Annotated in this window: 16 protein-coding genes; 6 read left to right on the top strand and 10 right to left on the bottom strand. The window is 36.6% G+C overall.

Annotated features, from left to right (window positions below; genetic code table 11):
* Positions 1–60: 60 nt before the first annotated feature.
* A complete protein-coding gene (locus tag ACTT1L_RS12735; protein WP_001080713.1) occupies positions 61–546 on the top strand; it encodes a VanZ family protein in 486 nt (161 codons plus the stop codon).
* 25 nt (positions 547–571) lie between these two features.
* Here the strand turns inward: ACTT1L_RS12735 and ACTT1L_RS12730 are convergent, their stop codons facing one another.
* Both ACTT1L_RS12730 and ACTT1L_RS12725 read right to left on the bottom strand, forming a co-directional pair.
* Positions 572–3328 carry a DEAD/DEAH box helicase gene (locus ACTT1L_RS12730; protein ID WP_071742099.1) on the bottom strand — a complete coding sequence of 919 codons (2757 nt, stop codon included), beginning with the start codon at positions 3326–3328 and terminating at the stop codon, positions 572–574.
* On the bottom strand, positions 3312–4931 hold the full coding sequence (locus tag ACTT1L_RS12725; RefSeq protein WP_071742100.1) for an SWIM zinc finger family protein: 1620 nt from the start codon (positions 4929–4931) through the stop codon (positions 3312–3314). The genes ACTT1L_RS12730 and ACTT1L_RS12725 overlap by 17 nt, the downstream gene beginning before the upstream one ends.
* A 157-nt stretch (positions 4932–5088) precedes the next feature.
* Here ACTT1L_RS12725 and ACTT1L_RS12720 point away from each other — a divergent pair, with 157 nt between their 5' ends.
* The 3 genes from ACTT1L_RS12720 to ACTT1L_RS12710 are packed head-to-tail and all read left to right on the top strand — an operon-like array spanning position 5089 to position 8529.
* Positions 5089–5577: a zinc ribbon domain-containing protein gene (locus ACTT1L_RS12720; protein ID WP_001281743.1), complete on the top strand. Its 489-nt coding sequence runs from the start codon at positions 5089–5091 to the stop codon at positions 5575–5577.
* A gap of 5 nt (positions 5578–5582) precedes the next feature.
* Positions 5583–7136: a hypothetical protein gene (locus ACTT1L_RS12715; RefSeq protein WP_000271593.1), complete on the top strand. Its 1554-nt coding sequence runs from the start codon at positions 5583–5585 to the stop codon at positions 7134–7136.
* A 13-nt stretch (positions 7137–7149) separates the two neighbouring features.
* Positions 7150–8529, top strand: a complete 1380-nt coding sequence (locus ACTT1L_RS12710; RefSeq protein WP_071742101.1) for a zinc ribbon domain-containing protein — start codon at positions 7150–7152, stop codon at positions 8527–8529.
* 40 nt (positions 8530–8569) lie between these two features.
* On the opposite strand, the gene ACTT1L_RS12705 is transcribed toward ACTT1L_RS12710, so the two are convergent.
* Together ACTT1L_RS12705 and ACTT1L_RS12700 are read right to left on the bottom strand one after the other, a co-directional pair.
* Positions 8570–8872, bottom strand: a complete 303-nt coding sequence (locus ACTT1L_RS12705; protein WP_001102524.1) for a DUF3910 family protein — start codon at positions 8870–8872, stop codon at positions 8570–8572.
* A 79-nt stretch (positions 8873–8951) separates the two neighbouring features.
* The gene (locus tag ACTT1L_RS12700; protein ID WP_071742102.1) at positions 8952–9824 is read right to left on the bottom strand and encodes a cell wall-binding protein EntA; all 873 of its coding nucleotides are present in this window, start codon (positions 9822–9824) and stop codon (positions 8952–8954) included.
* 666 nt (positions 9825–10490) lie between these two features.
* Here ACTT1L_RS12700 and opuD point away from each other — a divergent pair.
* Positions 10491–12008, top strand: a complete 1518-nt coding sequence (gene opuD, locus ACTT1L_RS12695) for a glycine betaine transporter OpuD (protein WP_001230133.1) — start codon at positions 10491–10493, stop codon at positions 12006–12008.
* Between the two features lie 742 nt (positions 12009–12750).
* The gene (locus ACTT1L_RS12690) at positions 12751–12885 is read left to right on the top strand and encodes a hypothetical protein (protein WP_000833067.1); all 135 of its coding nucleotides are present in this window, start codon (positions 12751–12753) and stop codon (positions 12883–12885) included.
* 146 nt (positions 12886–13031) lie between these two features.
* On the opposite strand, the gene ACTT1L_RS12685 is transcribed toward ACTT1L_RS12690, so the two are convergent.
* From ACTT1L_RS12685 to ACTT1L_RS12660, 6 genes are all read right to left on the bottom strand, one after another.
* The gene (locus tag ACTT1L_RS12685) at positions 13032–14333 is read right to left on the bottom strand and encodes a glycosyltransferase family 2 protein (protein ID WP_000988770.1); all 1302 of its coding nucleotides are present in this window, start codon (positions 14331–14333) and stop codon (positions 13032–13034) included.
* Positions 14330–15085 (bottom strand): dGTP triphosphohydrolase, encoded by a 756-nt coding sequence (locus ACTT1L_RS12680; RefSeq protein WP_000654291.1) that lies wholly within the window; start codon positions 15083–15085, stop codon positions 14330–14332. Before ACTT1L_RS12680 ends, ACTT1L_RS12685 begins: the two co-directional genes overlap by 4 nt.
* Before the next feature lie 247 nt (positions 15086–15332).
* The gene (locus ACTT1L_RS12675; RefSeq protein ID WP_001051025.1) at positions 15333–16544 is read right to left on the bottom strand and encodes a NupC/NupG family nucleoside CNT transporter; all 1212 of its coding nucleotides are present in this window, start codon (positions 16542–16544) and stop codon (positions 15333–15335) included.
* A 345-nt stretch (positions 16545–16889) separates the two neighbouring features.
* Positions 16890–18635 (bottom strand): C40 family peptidase, encoded by a 1746-nt coding sequence (locus ACTT1L_RS12670; protein WP_061131829.1) that lies wholly within the window; start codon positions 18633–18635, stop codon positions 16890–16892.
* 210 nt (positions 18636–18845) lie between these two features.
* A complete protein-coding gene (locus ACTT1L_RS12665; RefSeq protein WP_074543814.1) occupies positions 18846–19730 on the bottom strand; it encodes a D-amino-acid transaminase in 885 nt (294 codons plus the stop codon).
* A gap of 477 nt (positions 19731–20207) precedes the next feature.
* On the bottom strand, positions 20208–22136 hold the full coding sequence (locus ACTT1L_RS12660) for an LTA synthase family protein (RefSeq protein WP_048553009.1): 1929 nt from the start codon (positions 22134–22136) through the stop codon (positions 20208–20210).
* Positions 22137–22361: the final 225 nt, after the last annotated feature.

The following is a 22361-nucleotide window of genomic DNA, read 5'->3' as shown; positions in this document are numbered from 1 at the left end:
GCGTGAAATTTATTCTTTTTTTTGGTACTCTTAAAAGAATAAGAGAGGGGTTTCGGAAGAATGAATCGTAAATGGTTATTTTGGATTCCTGTTTTACTATGGATGGGGCTGATTTTCTATTCCTCGGCACAACCGTATAAAAAGCAGGATATGCGTTCGGATATTGAACAATATGTAAATGTGGAGTTTGTGAAAGAGCATTTTTCATGGGTATCTATCGATTACGGCGGTGGTACACCTGTTAGTATTGCAAATAAAGGTGTAGGTGGATTTATTGAGTTTTTCCTTCGTAAAGGTGCTCATTTTATGGTGTTCTTTATGCTCGGTTCATTGACGTATTACGCTTTTCATCGATCAGGTTGTTCGAGAAAAAGGTGTTTTATATACGCTCTCCTTTTCGTTGCGGGATATGCAACATTTGATGAAATTCATCAATGGTTTACGGGCGATCGTACACCGATGTGGCAAGATTCATTACTGGATACGTGCGGCGGATTAACAGGTATTATAATAAGTAATTGGTTTTGGAATAGAAAAAGGAGCTAATCTCGAAAAGATTAGCTCCTTTTGTTTATACACCAAGTAATTCTTTTAGCTCATCTGTAGATAGTTCTGTCATCCAACTATCGCTTGTAATGACGGCGTTGTTTAATGACTGTTTTCTTTCTAACATTTCATCGATTTTCTCTTCAAGTGTCCCCGTTGTAATCAGTTTATGAACGTGAACGAAACGCTTTTGACCAATACGATATGCACGATCTGTTGCTTGATTTTCTACCGCTGGATTCCACCAACGATCGTAGTGAATGACATGGTTGGCAGCTGTTAAGTTTAACCCTGTACCACCTGCTTTTAACGATAAAATGAAGATGTCATACGTTCCGTTTTGGAACTGTTCGATCATTTTGTCACGTTCTTTCTTCGGTACACTACCGTTTAAGAAGAGGACGCGCTGACCGAAATGTTTTTCTAACACATCTTTTAGCATGTTCCCCATACCGATGTATTGCGTGAAGATTAAACAACTTTCATTTTGATCTTTTATATTTTCAATAAGTTCCATGAGCGTGCTCGTTTTCATGGAACGTTCGATAATGTCTTTCGGTTCTGTTTCTTTTAAATAAAGAGCTGGGTGATTACAAATTTGTTTAAGTTTGTTCAGCATGAGTAATATAAATCCGCGTCGTTCAATTCCGCTTAATCCTTCTACATTTTGCAATGTATCTTGAACAAGTTGTTCATATAAGGAAGCTTGTTCACCAGTTAGTGGACAGTAAGCTTTCTGTTCTTGTTTATCTGGTAAGTTTAATGCGACTGTTTGATCTTTCTTCGTACGACGCAGTAAAAACGGCGAGATAAAACGTTGAACTTGTTGGATTTTTCCTTCGTCACGGTCCTTTTCAATTGGTGAGACGAAGCGGCGCTGGAATTGTCCTAAGCTGCCAAGGTATCCATGATTAATGAAGTCGAAAATAGACCAAAGCTCGGCAAGGCGGTTTTCCATCGGTGTTCCAGTTAATGCGATTTTGTGATTTGCTTGTAAGTTTCGCACTGCTTTAGACTGTTTCGTGTGTGGGTTTTTAATATTTTGTGCTTCATCCAAAATAACAGCATCCCAGCATAACGTACTAAGTTCTTCCTCATCAAGCTGAGCTAATGCATAAGACGTTAATACAACATCTGCTGATTGAAGGAAGTCTTTAAATGATTCTCCTTTCGCCCTATTACTTCCATAATGTAACTGAACGCGTAAATTCGGTGCGAAACGCTCAAATTCTTTTTGCCAATTTCCAAGAACAGATGTCGGTGCCACGATTAAGGCAGGACCTGTTTGGAGATTGTTTTCTTTTATATATAGTAAGTAAGTGATCGTTTGAATACTTTTTCCAAGTCCCATGTCGTCAGCTAATAATGCACCGAATCCAAGCTTTCTTAAATATAATAACCACTCAATGCCATGTTGTTGATACGGACGGAGTGTTGCGTTTAGTGAAGAAGGGACATCTACTTTTGGAATATCTCCAATGTGCAATAGTTTTTGGAATAGATCTTCATAATATCCATCTAGTTCAATTTCAATATCGTTAAATGGACTATCCTCTTCTACAATTTCTGTTTCAGCAGTGTTTGATAAATGTTGCTGAAGGACATCTTTCATTTCAAGTCCATACTTATCAGCACGGTTCATGAGCTTTCGTACTTCTTCAATAAAGGCTGGATCTAGTCGCATCCATTGACCATTTATATTGAATAACCGTTTGTTTTGTTCAACGAGTTCAAAAAATTCGCTTTCTGATAAATCAATGCCGTTCGTTGAAATGCGCCAGTCAAAGTTAACGAGTGTATTCATACCGAAGAAAGATTGCGTTTGCGTAGCATTTTGCTTCAGTTGCACACGTAATTTTGGTTTTGTCGCTTTTAAATTTTGCCACCACGATGGTAATAAGATTGTAATACCTGCGGCGAGTAATTCGTTACTTGCTTCTGTTAAGAAGTTCCACGCTTCTGTTTCAAAGAGTTCACTTCGGAATGTATCCCCTTCTTTTAACCACGGTACGAGCTTACTGAATCCTTCTTGTGTTTCAAGAATACGTTCTTCATAATCGTGCCATCGTTTTGGTAAAGAATCGATACTTTCATATACATATATGCGATGTGCCCCGCGCTTTGGTGTAACAATTGTTTCAAGCTTCCACATTTCAAATTCTTCTTGCGGCTCTTGTAGTCGTAGTCCGATTGTAAAGGGAAGGTCATCTTCAATGTAACCAATTTTTCGAAGCCAATCTTCTTCATGTAGTGCTGCGTCTAATTGTCTTTTCGTAAAGTCGTAATGTTCATAAAGTCTCTTTGCATCTTCCCATCCGTCATTTGAACGGTTATCTTGTAATATGCTTTCATTTACTGCAGCCGAGAAAAGAGATGCCAATGTTTCATCTTCGATTGGAGTATTTTGAACTTTCCAAGATGGTTGTTTAGGCCAGCGCTCCATATCAGGTACGAAGCTACCGCTTGTGAAGGCATCCCACAATTCGTTCGCATCTTCCGTAAGTGCTGTAATAGGGCCGTTCATTTGAATACGGGCAAAGGAGTTCATCGGTTTATTCGCGATGTATTCAAATGCTTGTGCGTTTGTTAGCATAACACCTTGTCTTCCTTCAAAGCTTGCTTCTTTTAGAAACGTGCCGTAGAAGGAAGTGGAGTGCCATGTAAATGCATTTCGTTTCCAACTTGTTACGGATAATGGAGTACCGCTATCATCTTCTCCCCAAAGGAACCAACCGTGACTAACGTGCTGGAGCCTAATTGTTACTTCAGTTTGATTGATCATCGATTAATTTTCCTTTCCGTAATTCCTCTTGTAGTGCACGCAGACGTGAATGTAAGTTTGCGATATGAATAATGAAAGCATCCCATTCATCGGTACGCTTTAATCGTTTATATAATGTACGTAATTTCTTTAAGTAACGAACTGCACGTCTATATGATTTGCGATTTCGCTCTTCAATAGCTTCGGTAGCAGCAAGGTGATAAAGAGGAAGGGCTGCTTCTGGTGCTTCCTTCTCAATATCTTTCAGCGGTTCTTTCAAAAGTTCAATTGCTTCAAAACCGTGTAAGAGCTGAAGTTCCGTCCATGTGCGATACTGCTTTTTCGCCAGTACGTATTGTTCATAGTTTGCGAAACTATATGGTAATAGCTCTTGCAAAATCATTTCGAGTCCTGCTTGTTCATTTGTATGGGTTGCATATGTTTCATACATGATGACGAATAAGCGAACGATATCTTTTATGAAAATTGTATTTTCGTGCTCATGTATCGTTTTCTTCACTTGTTTATACGTAAAGGAAAGCCAGTTTTTCGCACGATCCCATTTCATTGCATTTAATAATTCCTCTAACCAATAGAAGTACAGACTTACAACAGAAGCAGGTTGTTTCTTTAGTAAGTCCATCGCTAATCGATCTTCGTCATTTAAAAAGAGTAGATGAGAAGATGCTAATGCTTTGGAAAGTGGATTCATTTTCGTATCGATTCGTTTTTCTTCTTCTTGTAGTTGCTCGTTATTGTGTAACAGTTCACTCCATATGTGACGATAAATAAAGAACCTCTCTTGCGTATAGGCATCGGTGGAGAAGAATACTTCGTGAACGAGACGAGCTGTTTCCTGTAGAATTGATTTAGACTCTGAAGGAATCGATTCTGATTGTAAGTCCCGAACGATGGATTCCACTTTATCTACAAATAAGCGAACGACGTTAACAGGCTGATGATAAGAATACGTTTTATTTGCTTCAAAGTTCTGAATTTCTTCTAATAATTTTTGAAAGCAATAAAGCGCTGCATGTAGCCTGAACAACTCATGTATTACAACGATACGCGGGGCTTTCCGCTCGAGTTTCGTATAGAAGTCCGTAAAAATACTCATAAGAAAATACATTTGTTTATAAGTAAGCCGAGCTTGTTCTTTTTTAAATGAATCATATTCGTTATCAAAATATGATTGCCAACTTTTATAATCCGTTTCTTCAAAAGCTGATGATTGCAATACTTGTCTTGCAGTTCGAATAGGAGGAAGGGAAGGTTTCGTATTATTTTTGAATAAAGTTAATACATCTCCTACTTGCCCGAAACTAGATGCTGCCGATAGTAACACAGCGAGCATATGCTCACACTGCGTTGGTGCGAAGCAATCGCAATAGCTTTCAGCGACGTTACGAATCGGGATATGGACGCTATATACGCTGCCTTCAGCATCTACAGTTCCTGATAGCGTATAGCCATCAAAGTCAACGTTGTAGACAACACCACTACGATATAGGTGCCGAGCTGTAGCGACATGTTCCTGATCAGCTGTTTGCTGTGGATCTAGTCCTTGAACGAACTCATTCGCAATCATCATAATTTCATCTTTCGTAATTGAGTGTTGCAGCATAATATTCCTCCGTACACATATTTCTTTCCTTTACCATTATAAACAAAAAATGCTCAAAACAGAAAAAATGAAATTTAGATTACATTACTTGAAAATCATGGTAATATATAAAATGTTAATTTTGTATATTACTATATATTTATGGAGGGATTAGGTTTTGTCAGATTTACAATCGAAGTTTGGTAGCGGTATGAACAAATTGCAAGAGGGAATCGAGCAAGGGAAGATGAAATTACAAGTAGCTCAAGAGGTTGCGCAATTAAAGAAAATTACGCAAGAGAAACTACAGGCGAAAACGGAAATTTTGCTGGAACTTGGTCAAATGGCCTATATGCAACTCCGCAATGATGAAGTTCGAGTAGATGTGTTAAAAAATATTATAGAACCAGTACAAGAGCTGGATGTAGCTATTTATAATACGCGTAAGCAAATAGCTAATTTACAGAATCAAGGACAGAAAGGGCAATGTAGCTGTGGCGGTCCCTTATCAGTAAATGATAAGTTTTGTGGACAGTGTGGGAAAGAAAATGAGTTACTCCTTCAATCAAAAAATGATGAAAATGAATCATGTACTTCATGTGGTGAACAAATTGCAACAGAGGCTACATTCTGTCCAGTTTGTGGTATGAAGCAAAGTAAGGAGTGAGGAACATGTATTGTAAAACTTGTGGTTTAGAACAATCGGATGTAGCGAATTATTGTACACATGATGGATCAAGTACAGGTAGTGTAGAAAGTGAAGTTATGTTAGCACCGAAAGACTCAAAGTATTGCCGAACTTGTGGAGTGGAAAGTAAAGGGACCGCTACATATTGTGAGAAATGCGGGGATTCCTTATTAGGTATTATAAAAAAAGAAATGAAAACGAGATTACCAGACGAAGGTTTACAATTGCATGTAAGTCCATCTGGAAGCACTTTGAAAAAGGGTTTACTTGGTGGTGGGCTTGCAATTGCATGTATGTTTATAGCCGGTTGGATTGGTAGCTTAGTTGTCGATGCGGCGATTAACGATCTAGTGAGAACGATGCTCACAAAGATGGACGGTATGCTGAATGAGACTACTGTTAATCAATCTTTCATTGGCATAGCACCATTAATTTTAATGTATCATTTAATAGGCCTTGAAGTTAGTGGGAGCGGAGCATATACGATGTCATTTATCCTTCATTTCCCATTGTTCATCTTGTTAGCAATTCCGGCACTTATATTAGGTGGAATTGGATTCTTTGTAGAGAAAAGCAACCCTTCTGCTATTTGGCGTGAGAAGTTACTAACATCGAGTGTCATCGGTATCGTATATGGAATTTTCTTGTGTATTGTTAGCTTTATTGCAGGTTCTTCTACGACAATTTCTCAATTCTATAAAACGATGACAATCAGTATTGGTTATTCACATGTTAGTAGTTTATTGTATGGCATTATATTTGGTTTATTATTTACCTTTATTGGTATGTGTATTCAAGCCGGGCCACACCGTCTATTATCTTCTATAAGTCGAAGTATTCCATATGCAACATCTATTTATTATAGTGTGGTAACTGTATTAAAAGGATTGCTTATTACATTTGGTATTATACTTATTACAATTTTATTTAGCAGTTCAAAGTCAGTGGGACCAATTGATTTTCCAGAGAAAACATATAAAACATTCATTTCATTAGAAGCAACACCATACATGTGGAATATGGCTCACTTTGCTCCAACAGCAATTGAATGGGGAGATATGGATAGAGAAATGAGAAGATACGCAATGGAAAAAGGGCCATTGCATTTATCTTATACGTCAGGAATATCAATAAATGGTACGTCATTAAAAGATTTGGAAATTGCTAACGGAGCTAATCTTCAACGAGTAAAAGAAATTGATGACTTTAATTCCTATATGCACTGGTGGGGGTTATTAATTTTATTACCATGTATTTTACTATTTAGAGCTGGAATGAAATTGGCTCAATATCCGATGAAAAATATGTACGTAACTATCGCTGTGTTTAGTGTGGTGTATACTGTGATGATGCTTTGTGTAAATGGATTGGCCAAAATTCATGTTGAGGCCTCAGGGAGTAAAGAAGTGATGAAAGAATTTGCTGGGATTTCCGGTCCATTGTTTTCTATTCAAAGTAGCGCGCTGTATTTAATTGTAGGTAGTTTTCTTCTTTCTTACGCATTAACATTCGCCGGTATGAAGTTAGGGAAAAAATAAGGGGGAGAGCCATTTGAAGTTTTGTGGGAAATGTAATAAACAAGTTGCAGATCATTTGAACTTTTGTTCCGAGTGTGGAAGTAAGGTAGATGTAATTGCTGATCAGGCAACTTCTTCTCGTTCAGAAGTACAACGAGAAATAAAGCCAGTGAAAAGTAAGAAAAATATAATGTTACTTATAGGCTTTGTTGTTATCTTTGCTATATTGTTTGGTGCGTATAAATTTGGAGCAAGCAAGTTTTCGAAAGAAAAGCAGGTCAATGCTATGATTGAAGCATTCCAAAAGAAAGATGCGAATGCAATTGATGAGTTTGTAAAAGTAGATGATCCGAGTTTGAAAGTGAAAGTTGACGATATTAAAGGATATATCCGTTATTTAAAAGAAAATCCTTCTTATAATAAAGAACTGCTATCTTATTTACAAAGAGAGACAGTAGATCAAAAACTAGCAAGTGATAAAGCATCATTTAAAGATGGTCAAATTATAGAAGACGGTAAAGAATGGTTCTTATATCCGAAATATAAATTTAATATGAAATCTTATTATATGAATGTAAGCACAACTGCGAAAAGCGCTGAAATATATGTGAATGATAAGAAAGAGACAGAGTTATCAAGTGATAAAACTTCAAAAGAAGTTGGTCCATATTTCCCTGGTTCTTACGTTGTAAAGGCAAAAGCGAAGACGGAACTAACTGAGTTAGAAACAGAAAAAGAAGTGGACTTGGCAGATGAAAAAGAGGCGAAAGTGGATGTGACATTATCATTAGAAGGAAATTATGTAACCATTTCTTCTGATGAAAATGATGCAACTGTATTTGTGAATGGAAAAAAACGTGGAAAATTAAGCTATGGAAGTTATAAGCTTGGTCCTGTATCCACAGATGAAACAGTAGAAGTACATTTAGAGAAAACTACTGATTTTGGTGTGATGAAATCTGAAAGTGTTAAAATCGGAGACCAGAGCACGTATTACTTAAAATTCCCGAAAGAAACATCAAGTTCGGCTGTTGGTGACTTTGTACGAAATCATATTTATGATAATGTACGTGCGATTTCATTAAATGATTTTAGCCTAATTGAAAATAATTATGATAAGAGCGGGAAATCGTACAAGGAAGACCGTGATTATATACAGTATTTACACAAAAAAGGAATTACAGAAGATTTATTAACAATGGAAATTCGTAATGTAGAGCGTCAAAGTGCTACGAAATATAAAGTAACGACATATGAAGAGTATCATATTCGTTACGGTGATGGCTCTGTGAAGTTCAAAAGCTTTAATAATGATCATATCGTTACTGTGAATGGAAATGGAAAGATATTGTACCATTCTCTTGGAGCGAATAATACGTTGAAATCAGAGGAAGTATCTGGTCCAACTCATTAATGCAAAAGACTATCTCATGATTGAGATAGTCTTTTTTCGATTAGAAGCGCGTTTCTTTTAATATCGCTTGTACATACGGATCATGTAATATTTGCTCTATGATTGGTAACATATTTTGTTCGAATGGAATGTCGATAGGGAATGGCTTTTGTGAGCCGGGTTTGACTCCATATTGGACAAATTTGTAATGTGTATTTTCTTCAGACTTGAGCACAATTAATTTATAGCGATTGTCGTCGCCAGCGAGTGAAAAATCAATAGAAGTAGCGTCATATGTTACTTCATCTTTATATATATACGGTTTTGGTGTACCGATCCAGTCTACTTTTGCTTGTACATTCATGGATATAACCTCCTTATATGTATTATAAAAAAATAAAAGCCAGCTCTCAACAAGGAGAACTGGCTTCAGCAGTCATTGGTTATTTTAAAATTTTCACTTTAACAGTTTTGCGGCCCCATTTTTGAGCAGCGCTATCTGATCCAAGTAGGATGTCGATACGGTTACCTTTAATTGCACCGCCAGTATCTCCAGCGATAGCTTCTCCGTAACCTTCTACCCATACTTTAGATCCTAATGGGATTACTTTCGGATCAACAGCGATCATTTTCATGTTTGGGTTCGCTGTTAAGTCATGACCCATTGCAGTTAATACACGGCCGCCATATGTGCCACCGTTTTCGCTCGGATGAGCTGTATATGCTGTAGCTACAACTGTTAACTCACGACCACCAGAAGGTGTGCTAGTTTCAGCAGCTTTTACAACAGGCTTAGCAGCTTGTTTTGCTTGTGCTGCAGGTGCTTTAGCTGGTGCTACAGCTTTAGCAGGAGCAGGTTGTTCTTGTTTCTCAATAACAGGTGCTGTACCTGTTAAGAAAGGAACGTGAACATAAGCTGTTTTTCCGTTATATTCGAATTGTAACCACTCATTTTGTACTTGGTTCGTTGTTTCAATCATATCATCTTTCTTAAGCGTCCCAAGAATTTCTGAGTTTGTGTTCGCTTCAGCACGTACGTTTAATACGTTAGCTGTTACGTAGTAGATGCTTTTAGTGAACTCTGCACTTACGAATGCGTCTTTACCATCTAAAGTGATTTTTGACCATCCGTTCTCTGTATTTTGAACATCTATTTTATTACCGTTTAGTAATTTACCGACAACTTTTGATTCAGTAGTAGGGTTTTCGCGTACATTTAGTACGTCTGTTGTTACAACAGTTTCTGCATTAGCAGATGATGTGAAAATCCCAAGACCAAAAACTGCTGCTGTTGCTATACCAATTAATTTTTTCATGATAGCCTCCATTGCGTTTGTTTTCGTGTCCTCATTATAGCAACAGATTTTTTCGGATTTGGGGAAAACACACAATTACAAACCATTCGTAATAAGTCGTTAACATGCTGTAATATAACAAAAAATATAGGAAAGCGTTTTTCATTCTATATGATTAGTAGGTTTCTACTTATATTCAAAATATTTAATACAACATATTGTTTTCGACGTAAATAAAAATATTACAGGTGTGTTACATGATGTTTACTAAACGATTACATTCCTTGAGTATTTTACCGTTTTATGGGTAATATAGTTATATAAACATAAACATTTCATTTGTGAAATTATAAACACGTGCTATATACTAGCAAAAAAACCGCATAATTGTTACAAAAAGAAAGGGTTGCAAGGAAGAAAAATGCCCTTTTTTACATCTGTAACACACCTTTTTTTGGGGAAATATATTCCCATCCGCATTTTTCTCGCACAATTTGACAGCAGTATTTCGATCTTATAGCTCTTGCAGAGTGAAAAAGGTTATACGGAAGGTAAGGCTGTCCATAAGAATTCGAATTGGTGAAGGTGAAAGTAAGAAAAACACCACAAAAATCATAGTTTTCTATCCGATTTTACATATCGGAATTTATGTTATTTACAAAAGTGAAACCTACGAAGGGGGATTTGATGAGGAAACTGACAAAAACATTCATCGTTTCATTAACATTATGTATTGCATTTACACTTTGGGGGATTATTCCCGAATCTATTATGGGAAAAGGTAGCCTAGGAAATGTAACAACCGCAATTCAAACTGCATTAGTTAGTAAGTTTGGATGGTTCTATATTATTTCTGTTTCTATTATTTTAGGTGTGTCTATCTTTTTAATTGTTTCGAAATACGGTTCTATTCGTTTAGGTAAAGATGATGACGAGCCTGATTATAGTTATATGACATGGTTTGCTATGTTATTTAGTGCTGGTATGGGTATCGGTTTAGTCTTCTGGGGCGTTGCGGAACCATTAAACCATTTGTATGCACCTCCGTTTGGAGAGAGTGCAACTGAGGAAAGTGCACGTCTTGCACTGCGTTTTTCATTTTTCCATTGGGGATTACATCCTTGGGGACTATATGCATTTGTAGCGCTTTGTATTGCTTACTTTACTTTTAGAAAAGGAAAAGCAAGTACAATTAGTGCGACAGTAGGACCGTTATTTAAAGGCGGGGACCATGGACGTATTGCTCATTTATTTGATGTGTTAGCTGTTTTCGCGACTGTGTTTGGCGTGGCAACATCATTAGGTCTTGGTGCAAAACAAATTGCCGGTGGTGTTAGTTATTTAACATCCATCCCGAATTCATTAACGACTCAGTTAGTTATTATTGCAATCGTAACAGTGTTATTTATGTTATCTGCGCAAACAGGTCTTGATAAAGGAATTAAATATTTAAGTAATACGAATATTATTTTGGCATTTGCACTTATGATTATTGTATTATTTGCAGGTCCAACAAACTTTATTATGAATTACTTCACCTCAACAATTGGTGCTTACATTCAGGAATTACCAAGCATGAGTTTCCGATTGAGTCCATTAGATGAAGGTGGAAACCAATGGATTCAATCGTGGACAATTTTCTATTGGGCATGGTGGATTGCATGGTCACCATTCGTAGGTACATTTATTGCTCGTGTTTCACGAGGACGTACCATTCGTGAGTTTGTTATCGGTGTGTTACTCGTACCGACCGTAATTGGTGCCCTTTGGTTCTCTGTTTTCGGCGGAACTGGTATTCATATGGAGCTGTTCGGTGATGCACATATTTTTGAAAAAGTGAAAGAGATGGGAACAGAAGTAGGGTTATTCGCTATGTTTGACCAGATGGGAAGCTTTGGATCGGCTTTATCTGTTCTAGCTATTCTTCTTATTTCTACATTCTTTATTACATCTGCAGATTCAGCGACATTCGTTTTAGGAATGTTAACGACACATGGTAGTTTAAATCCGCCAAACCGCATTAAAATGATCTGGGGTATCGTTTTAGCAGCCTTAGCTTCTATTTTATTATATGTAGGTGGCTTAGAGGCCTTACAAACGGCAGCTATCATTGCAGCATTCCCATTCGTCTTCGTTATTTTCTTTATGATGGCAGCATTATTTAAAGAGTTACAAAAAGAAGGGCGTATGAAGCGTCATAAATAATAGAAGGAAAAAGAGCTGATTATGTATCAGCTCTTTTTTATATAGAAGGAACTTGAACTGCAAGTAAGGGAAATAAAATACTTTACAGATTTTCCGAATAGGAAAGCCCACTACGGTGCGATAGTACCCCCTTTAGGGGGTGGGATGATAGTGAGGTCAAATGCGATGTACAGATAAAATACCTAAAGTATGTTCTGCACATCAAGTATTTGAAATGGTATAATTTTCATAACAGACAAGTAAAAGTCTCTAAAACAATCTTGTTCTCTGAAAACAGAATACATATGAGGTTGGAGTAACAAATTCTTCTGCTCCGTAAAATGTATTGAGTCGTCAAGTACAAGACGCTAAAACACATTTGAGAACTCAAAATCTGACTCGTTTGGTAATAGAACGAGTGCCGTATCTACTAGATGAACTGGATACGGAGTGTTGATGGCACACCGCAATCTTGCACGTCAGCAATACTAGAAATAGACGTCGCCTTTGGTAGCAAGAATCCCACTGACGTTAGTCAGCTTGCGGCTTTAGCCGTGGGAGTGTCAATATATTAGTAGTATGCCTTTTATATGGAGAAAAATCGATACATTTCGACAATGTTCGATATATGGCGGATTCTATTCATATTTTTGACAAAAAATTGTCGGAAATGTGTTGTCACGTTTATATATATGTGCTATATTATTTCCTGTAAGCGATTTCAAATAGTTTTAAAGCGTATTCAAGGGGGACATCTAGAATAATGAAACGTTACGAAAGAAAGTGGAAGCATATTTGTTTGAAACGTGTGGCACATCGTAGTGTCCAAGAAAGCACGGAACCTAAGACTGAAACGCGTAAAGAGCAACAAGAGAAGCAATTGGTTCTACAAAAATAGCAATCACTTTTTCGTATATAAATGAAGGTCGATCGTTCGTTGGGGGATGGACGTGAAATTACTTTCAGCTAAGGGGTATTGTCTGATATATATTTTATACGGCAATAAATAAGCACAGAGCATACGGCGCTCTGTGCTTATTTTTATTATTTATCTTTTTTGAATCGAACAGTTTTATCCCAGCCAATGACTTGTTTCTTGCTTTTTGCACGTAAGTATAAAATTAAGCTACGAATGAATAAGTACGTAAAGAGCTGTGCGTACGTAAAGTACATGATCACACTAATAAAAATATTAGTTGGTGTAAAGGTTCGTTCCACACTCTGGGCACTAAATAATTGAGAAACATATGTAACATATGCGACATACCACATAAATAGTAGTGGAATGCTATATTGAATTTGGAATATCCCGAGTAACCCAATTACAAACCAAACGTTCGAAATGATTAAGAATAACCAAAATACAACATACACTAAAACTTGTTGTAAAGAATGGACGAGCAGTTTTCCTTTAAAGAAACTTAATGAAGAAAACATTTTTTCTAAAATGTACAAGTTCCCTTGAAGCCAACGTGTACGCTGCTTAATAAGGATTTTTAAATGCTCAGGTTCTTGTTCCCATGTAATTGACTCTGGAACGATTGGCAGGAGATAACCTTTTTGTGTAATTCGTAATGTTAATTCAGCATCTTCAGCAATTGCATAAGGGTCATAGCCGCCAAGCTCTTCTAATGCAGCGCGACGAAGAAGCATGTTTGTTCCTGTTAGTGAACCTGTTTGGAATAGTAACCAGCGTCCGGATTGCATAAGGAGCTGGAAGATTTGAAATTCTAACGAAATCATTCGTGTTAGCCAGTTTCTTTTTTCATTTACAGTACGAACATGCCCAACAGCTCCAACAGCATCCTCGGTTGTTTCAGCGTGTTCTACAAGCATTCGCAATGCATGTGGTTCAGGCTGGTTATCTGCATCATAAACACAGAAGTATTCACCATCTGAAATACTAAGGCCATAGTTTAATACACGTGATTTTCCTTTTGGTTCACCAGGTGGAACACGAATGTGACGAATATGAGCATAAGCTTTGTCAAAATCGTCACCAATTTCAGGTGTCTCATCTTGCGAGTTATCGTTTAATAAATAAACAGTTAGTTTGCCTGGATATTCAATCTTTGCCATCGCCTCTAAAGTATCCTTAATAACGACGCCTTCATTGTGAGCTGGTATTAAAATATCGACGCTTGGGTAATGTTCTAGCGTACGATCTTTTTGTTTCCTACTTCGGTGAACTAAACCTGCGAGTGTTAAGAAAGAATAGTAAACGAGTAAGCCAGAGAATAGAAAGGCTGTAAAAATAAGTACATACTTAATTGAAAATGTGATGCTGATCCAAAAAACGAGTACGCAAAATAGAAGGAATAAAAGAAGTATAACGAGTGTCATCATAATAACTTCGGTCCTTTTGTAGCGATTTGTTCTCGTTTAATCTTGATGTCTTGAATAGCCTCATCTGCAAGCCATTTTTCCATTTTAGGCTGTAGACGGTTCATTACAATATCAGCACCCGCTTCATTTGTATTTTGTAATAAAGTGACTAATGTGTTGTTATCATACTCAGCAACAAGGTCGAAGTCAGCTCTTACCGTTTCAATTAATAAGGAAGCTACACGGTCCATAACACTTTCCTTCGTATATTTACTAAAGGAAGTGAAATCAAAATAAATCATAACGCCTGTTTCATTACGACGATTCATTGCATTGATTAATAATGCTTGTCGTCTCTCAAATTCTTGTCTTGTTAATAATTTCGATTCTCCGATGTATTGTTCTAACGTTCTCACACGTTCGGTTAATTCTTTATTTTCATGAATAACCTTCTTTAATAGATGAGTGGAGATATATACAATGAAGAAATTTGCTGCCATTAGGAAGTGAGTAATAATGTATTCCCATTGTTCTGATGTACTCCATAAGTAAAGCCATGCTTGGTAGAACAGGTAGAATACCGAAATAATGGTTCCTAATATGAAGAAAACAAATGCAGTTTTATCAGGCAAAAATAGAAATAGTACATTAACAATTACATATATAATTGTAAAAATGAGAGCATGCTCATATTGCGTTACATGTACAGTTGTAAAATAAAATAAAATTTGTAAAATCCACATAGAGAGGACTTTATAGAAGTTATCTTTCACAAAACTTTCCTCCTTAAAGATAATTCATACAAGGATACTTGTAGTATGCGCAATTATTAAGAAATAGACCGGATGACTATATTCTTTTTGAGAGAGCAACAATAAGTAGTATCCCTCTTTTGTAAGAAAAAATAAACAGACTTGATAATTATTGTATCATAATGTTTTTATATTTCGGCATAAAGTATTTAATATATACTAAGAAAATAAAAAGTCCCCTCTTTAGAAAGAGGGGACTTGCTTTATTTTATAGGAACATCATACCTGCAACTGCTGCGTTTAAGAAGTTAGCTAGTGTACCAGCGATAACTGCTTTAATCCCTAATTGTGCAATTTGTTTACGGCGAGTAGGAGCTAATGTTCCTGTTACACCTAATTGAATTGCGATAGAAGAGAAGTTTGCGAATCCACAGATTGCGAATGTTAAAATTAGATTTGTTTTTGCAGAGAACTCTGCCATATGTGGTCCTAAGTTTGCGTATGCAACAAATTCGTTGATTGCAAGTTTTTGACCGATAAAGCTTGCTGCTTGTACGGCTTCACCAGGAGAAACCCCGATTAAAATTGCAAATGGTGATAGTAAGTAACCGAAGATTAAATCAAGGCTAAGTTTAATATCGAACCAAGAGCCAATCCATCCTAATAGGCCATTTAATAAAGCGATTAATGCGATGAAAGCCATTAACATTGCTGCTACGTTAATAACAAGTTGCATACCTTCTGATGCACCACGTGCTGCTGCATCAATAACGTTTGCATCTTCACGCTCTGTAGAAAGTTCAACGTTATTATCTACTTTTTCTGTTTCTGGCATAATTAGTTTTGCAATTAATAGACTTGATGGAGCTGCCATAATTGCTGCTGCTAATAAGTGTTCTAACGGAATACCCATTGCTGCATAGCCGACAAGAACTGATCCAGCAACAGCTGTCATACCGCTTACCATAATAGCGAAGAATTCACTATTTGTTAAACGTGCTAAGTAAGGTTTGATTAAGATTGGAGCTTCAGTTTGTCCTAAAAATACAGTTGTTACTGAGTTTAAACTTTCTGCTTTAGAAGTTCCAAGAAGTTTACTTAATGCGCCACCAACGATACTAACAAATTTCTGCATAATACCGAAATGATATAAGATTGCTACTAATGAACTAATAAATACGATTGGAAGTAGTGCTTGAATAACGAATACAAATCCCCAAGGTCCTTTTGCGTTGACTAAATCCCCAGCAACGAACTTAATTCCCTCGTAAGAAAAATTAATTAATCCTTGAACGCCATCTGCAGCGTGTTTTAAACCTGCTTTTCCGGCATCCCATCGTAATACGATAAATGAAAATGACATTTGTAATGCTAGCGCGATTAAAATCGTGCGCCAATTAATAGCTTTGCGGTTGGAAGATAGTAAGAAAGCGATTGCTAATACTCCAATCACGCCGCCAATTCCCCATAAAAGATTCATGCAGTGTATGCTCCTTCCTCATAGTAAAAAAATGTATAAAACAGTTGTCTATACTTCTGCAAATATAACATCTTAAGTAACTTATCATAATGGACATCAGAGGTCAAACGTCTAACGAAAAGTTTAAATAAAAAGAAAATTCTTCAAAAAAACACATATAAAATGATTAGACATGAAATAGGTTATGTTTTTTATGTGAAAATATACATTATGATAACGTTATGGATCATTATTGTAGAATATAGTGTATGAAATAGGAAAATAGATACATTATTTTTTTAGGGAAATAGGTTATACACATTAAAAAGAGCCTTCTAGTAATCTAGAAGGCTCTAAAAATATAACTTAAGGTGCTTTCGTATAACCTAAGAAGTGCTTACTCCAATAAGAATTGCTTAATGAAGCGATTGCTACACCTTTGTCTCCAGCTTGGATAAATGATCCGCCCCCAAGGTAAATACCCATGTGAGAAGGACCCGATTTATAAGTGTTTTGGAAATAAATTAAGTCGCCTGGTTGTGGATTTGAAGTTTGTGGTAGGCTACCCCAATATCCCGCAACACTTTGACGGCTAATGTTATGACCAAATTTCTTAAATACGTGGTAGATGTAGCCACTGCAGTCCACACCGTTAGCAGAAGTTCCGCCCCAAACGTATGGTACGCCTTGCATTCCTTTTGCATATGCAAGTATAGAAGAACTGTTGCCGCTATTATTACCTGTATTGTTGTTATTGTTTTGATTGTTATTTTGATTGTTGTTAGGCTTATTATCTACTGCGCCGCCAACTGGTGTTTTAGAAAGGTAACGTGTTCCGATATAACCAGTTTGACCGTTGTAGTTAATTTTGCTCCATCCAGAGTTTTCAGAGATTACTTGAACCTTCTGTCCTTGTGGAAGTGCGCCTATGATTCTATAATTTGTACCTTCACCACTACGTACATTTAAGGCAGAAGCATTAATGTAGTAGTCACCAATTGCACCTTGATTAGGTTGTTCAGGTTGTTTTGGTTGCTCAGGAGTAGTAGTGCCACCTTTAACGAATTTCATGAATTCGCTACTAACGTAGCCTGTTTTTCCTTGATAGTTAACTTTAAACCAGCTACCTTCAGAGCCAATTACGTTTAATGTCGTACCATTTAATACGCCACCAATTACGCTATGGTAAGTAGCAGGGCCTGTACGTACGCGTAGAGATGTTGCGTTAACAACGTAAGTACCGCCAGTTTGAACAGTTACATTATTATTTTGTTCTTGTTTGTTATCTTGGTTGTTTCCTTGTGTAACGTTATCGCTAGAACCACCTTTTGTTACGTAGTCTTTACTTACGTAAGCTGTTTGTCCTGCATAATTGATTTTGAACCAATCTTGAACTTCGCCAACAACTTGTACGACTTGTCCTTTTGTAACAGAACCTACAGTTGTGTGAGAAGTGCTAGGACCTGTACGAACACGAAGGGAAGATACATTTACTGTATAGTTTCCGCTTGTTGGTTTTACAGATTCTTGGTTATTATTATTCGTATTGTTGTTTGAAGAACCTGCATTAGCAGAAACACCAGATACGAATTCGCCACTTACATAGCCAACTTGTCCATTATGGTTGATTTTCACCCAACCATTTTCTTGGCCAATTACGTTTAATGTTTGTCCTGCATATACACGTCCTGAAACAGAACTAGAAGTGTTAGGAGCAGTACGTACACGTAATACATCAGCAGTAACTTTATTGTTTCCGCCTGTTGTACTTACATTGGAATTGCTTGCACCATTTTTTGATACAAATTCGCCACTAACAAAGCCTGTTTGTCCATTCATGTTAATTTTGAACCAACCATTTTCTTCGCCAATCACGTTTAATGATTGACCGTTATAAACGCGCGAGATGATGTCGTGAGAAGTACTTGATCCTGCACGAACATGTAATACGCTAGCGTTTACCGTATAAGATGAGCTGTTTGATGCAGAAGCTTGGACAGTTGTAGCAGCTTTTTGTGTATTTTGTTCAGGGGCAGCTTGAACACTATCAAGTGTAGGTGCTGCTCCTCCTGCTACAGACACTGCCGCAAGACCGGCAAGGTATTTTTTCATAATTTGTCGATTCCTTTCTGTCTGTAATGTAGTGAAGAAATATTTACCAACTGTTAAAAATTCTAAAGAGCATGTCGATTACTGTCAAGACTTATGCGGGAATCTGAATATGACAAAAAGATTACAAGAAAAAATCAAGGCATAAATCTATACCTTGATTTCCATTTAAATACATATATTGAATGTAGAAAGGATAGAAATTATTCGTGTTTAAGAAGATGACATATTGGATTGTAACAAACTCTGAGAAAATGATCGTTGCAGCATTTTAGTGATAGGGCCAACTTGACCATCTTGGATTGCGGTTCCATCAAGATGAGTCATCGGCAAAATTTCAATCGTCGTTCCTGTAAAAAAGCATTCATCCGCTTGATAAACATCACGAACGCTGAAAAGCTCTTCTTGTACTGGAATACGAAGGGTTTTCGCTAAAGAAAGGACATATTGACGAATAATGCCGTTTAAAATAAGGTGATTAGCTGGATGTGTGTAAAGAGTTCCGTTTTTAATTAGAAAGAAGTTAGAGTGGCTTCCCTCAGTTACAGTACCATTTCGTACGAAAAGGGCCTCTTTACAACCTTTTCGTTCCGCTTTCGTATTAGCTAATATATTTGGTAATAAATTTAATGATTTAATATCACAGCGTAGCCAACGCGTATCCGGTTCTGATATGGCACGTACACCATATTCAATCCATAACGCTGGTCTTTCTTTCTTTGTAATATAGGCATAGATTGTTGGAGGGACGTCATATGAGAACGTATGGGTACGAGCTTGTACACCACGAGATACTTGCAAATAAATCGTTCCATCTTCGTGGAAATTATTATTTTCGATTAGTTTATAAAGTAGGGTAATCAGTTCCGCTTTTGAGAAAGGGAGTGTTAATTCTATTTCTTCCATGGAGCGATATAATCTTGTGATATGCGGATCTAATAAGTGAAAGTTCCCTTTATATAGACGAATAACCTCGTAGACACCATCCCCAAACTGCAAGCCTCTCTCTTCAAGGTCTATGTACGTTTTCTGTTTCGTTGTATCAATAACTGCATCATTCCAAAGTACAAATCTTTCATATGCCAATTTCGATCCCATCCTTTCGTAAGTAAAGAAGTCACAATACTAATTTTTATGTGAGTAATTCTTTACATATGACGTATATGTATTTGTAAATGGTAGAGAAGTGGTAGTGATTTACAGCATTTCGTATATACAAATTCGAAAATAAGAAATAAGAATCCTGCTTTTAAATAAAAAAAAGCAACATTCTTATGGAATGCTGCACAAGGAGGGTAGCTATCTTTCATAGGGACATCGTCTTATTGAATGTTTTGTGTATGGAAACAAAACATATTGAAAGACAATTATAAGAAAGTAGAAATAAACGATTCACATATTTCTTTAAGGGATCTTATTACAGATGAGAGATAAGAAATATATAGAACCTCGTTTACATATTTTATTATAGAGATACTTCATTAATTTTATATGAATATTTGGTAAAGGTTATGTAATGTTAAAGTTAATGAATATAAGTAATTGTATGGAGAAATATAAAAAAAGAGGCTGAGATTACTCAGCGCTCTTCTTTTCTTCTTTAATAGCTGTCTTTACTTCACCAGTTTTGATCTTGTTGCTTTCAGAGAAGCGAAGTAAGTCACCCTCAATGATTTTGTCAGACATGTTCAATTCATTTTGGGCACGATCAATAAGTGGTTGAGATTCCTCTTTTGGCAGTTGTACAACTTCGCCAGTAGCGCGGTCGTAGAATGTACTGTTCGTGTACATGTACTTATCTGTAACGAAGCTACCATCACGAAGAACAACGAAGCCTTTATTATCAGGTGAGAATACGTCATGACCGAATCGAACGTCATTCGTAGAGTCTACACCAAGTAAGTTTAGAATAGTTGGTTTAATGTCAATTTCACCAGTTGGTTTTGAAATTGTTTTACCTTCTTTTTGACCTGGAACGTGAATAAACATCGGTGTTTTTTGTAAGTTCATATGGTCAAATGCAGTAATTTCTTCTTTTCCTAAGAACTGTGCCATTGCACGGTTATGGTTTTCAGAAATACCGTAGTGGTCACCGTAGAATACGATAACTGAGTTATCGTAAATACCTTCTGCTTTTAGACGCTCAATAAAGTGTTTCATTGCTTCGTCTAAGTAGCGAGCTGTTACCATGTAACGGTCAAATACACCATCACCAGAATTGTATTCATCAATTAATTTTGTATTGTCATCATAAGTGAACGGGTAATGGTTTGTTAAAGTAAGGAAGCGAGTATAGAACGGTTGCTTCACTTGTTTTAACATATCGACTGACTGATCAAAGTATTCGATATCTTTTAATCCCCAGTTTAATTTCGTTTCTGGCGTAATCTTGTAGTCAAGCTCGTTGTAGTAACGATCATAACCAAGTGCCGGATACATAATGTTACGGTTCCAGAATGTTGCGTTGTTTGCGTGGAATACTGCAGTGTAGTATCCTTGCTGGCGTAAAATTTCTGGAGTTGCTGTATATTCGTTGTTACCGTGTGTGAAGAATACAGCACCACGGTCTAGTGGATACATTGAAGTATCTACTAAGAATTCAGCATCAGATGTTTTTCCTTGCCCAGTTTGATGGAAGAAGTTATCAAAGTAATAACTTTCTTTCGTAAATTGGTTTAAGAATGGTGTAACTTCTTGTCCGTTAACTGTTGCACCAATTAAGAATGTTTGTAATGACTCAAGAGAGACAACAATTACGTTCTTCCCTTTTGCAGTACCAAACATATTTGGATCTGGTTTGCTTTGCGTTGTTTTTACGTAGTTCTCTGTTTCCTGTAACTTACTACCGTCAGCAAATGCTTTTTGTGAACTTGATTTTGCTTGTAAGCCAAGATCATACACTTGATGTACATATAAACCTAAGTTTTTAACAAGCATAACGCGGTCGAATGAACGTGTTAATAGTTCTGGACGCTCAGCTTCTGCCAGTCCTAAGTTTGCGAAGAAAATAGCAATTGTTGACACGAAGTATAGGGAACGCATTGGGCGTGCTACACGTTCTGTCGGTGCAAAATTCTTCATCTTCTTCAATAAAATGAAGAATACGATAATATCAGCAAATGCAAGGATAATTTTGTAGTTAAACAATTCTTTTACACTAGAACCTAAACTTCCGAAGTTGGATGTTTGTCCTAGTACTGGTAAAGTAACGAAGTCATTGTAGAATCCGTAGAACATTACGTTACCAACAAGAACGATTGTTAAAATAAAATTAATTCCAAGTGCTATATAGTTACGTTTTTTCCCTTTTGCAAATAATGCAAGACCAACAAGCAGTAATGATGCTGCTAATGGGCTAAGGAATAAAATGAATTCTTGCATGAAAGATTCAAGTTTTAAATCAAAGCTTGTGCGTGTAATAAGATATGTCTTCAACCATAAGGCTAAAGCTACGAATACAGTGAAACGCACATTTTGAAATTGTGATTTCAAGGTTTCTTTCATTCATTTCCACCCTTTCTCTATCAGGCTTGGTCGATTTTGGAGCGAAAAATGCTAAAATAAAAAATACATAGTTTTCTTGGCCATAATTAGAGGTTCTATATTCACCCATATACGACTATAACTATGCATACCCTTTTAGTTTCCTGTGTTACTCATAAGCATAACGTCATTTCTGTATTATACAACAAAATTCATTTCTGAGAAACACTATAACATTTTACATTT

Source organism: Bacillus sp. FH, from assembly GCF_052216825.1.
Classification (GTDB): domain Bacteria; phylum Bacillota; class Bacilli; order Bacillales; family Bacillaceae_G; genus Bacillus_A; species Bacillus_A paranthracis.
Note: the sequence above shows the minus strand (reverse complement) of the source record. Positions and strands in the feature narration are given on the sequence as shown.

Bases quoted from the DNA above. Each gene is read 5' to 3' on its own strand.
- ACTT1L_RS12735 (WP_001080713.1), top strand. From the start codon at position 61: ATGAATCGTAAATGGTTATTTTGGATTCCTGTTTTACTATGGATGGGG.
- ACTT1L_RS12730 (WP_071742099.1), bottom strand. From the start codon at position 3,328: ATGATCAATCAAACTGAAGTAACAATTAGGCTCCAGCACGTTAGTCAC.
- ACTT1L_RS12725 (WP_071742100.1), bottom strand. From the start codon at position 4,931: ATGCTGCAACACTCAATTACGAAAGATGAAATTATGATGATTGCGAAT.
- ACTT1L_RS12715 (WP_000271593.1), top strand. From the start codon at position 5,583: ATGTATTGTAAAACTTGTGGTTTAGAACAATCGGATGTAGCGAATTAT.
- ACTT1L_RS12705 (WP_001102524.1), bottom strand. From the start codon at position 8,872: ATGAATGTACAAGCAAAAGTAGACTGGATCGGTACACCAAAACCGTAT.
- ACTT1L_RS12700 (WP_071742102.1), bottom strand. From the start codon at position 9,824: ATGAAAAAATTAATTGGTATAGCAACAGCAGCAGTTTTTGGTCTTGGG.
- opuD (WP_001230133.1), top strand. From the start codon at position 10,491: ATGAGGAAACTGACAAAAACATTCATCGTTTCATTAACATTATGTATT.
- ACTT1L_RS12690 (WP_000833067.1), top strand. From the start codon at position 12,751: ATGAAACGTTACGAAAGAAAGTGGAAGCATATTTGTTTGAAACGTGTG.
- ACTT1L_RS12685 (WP_000988770.1), bottom strand. From the start codon at position 14,333: ATGATGACACTCGTTATACTTCTTTTATTCCTTCTATTTTGCGTACTC.
- ACTT1L_RS12675 (WP_001051025.1), bottom strand. From the start codon at position 16,544: ATGAATCTTTTATGGGGAATTGGCGGCGTGATTGGAGTATTAGCAATC.
- ACTT1L_RS12670 (WP_061131829.1), bottom strand. From the start codon at position 18,635: ATGAAAAAATACCTTGCCGGTCTTGCGGCAGTGTCTGTAGCAGGAGGA.
- ACTT1L_RS12665 (WP_074543814.1), bottom strand. From the start codon at position 19,730: ATGGGATCGAAATTGGCATATGAAAGATTTGTACTTTGGAATGATGCA.
- ACTT1L_RS12660 (WP_048553009.1), bottom strand. From the start codon at position 22,136: ATGAAAGAAACCTTGAAATCACAATTTCAAAATGTGCGTTTCACTGTA.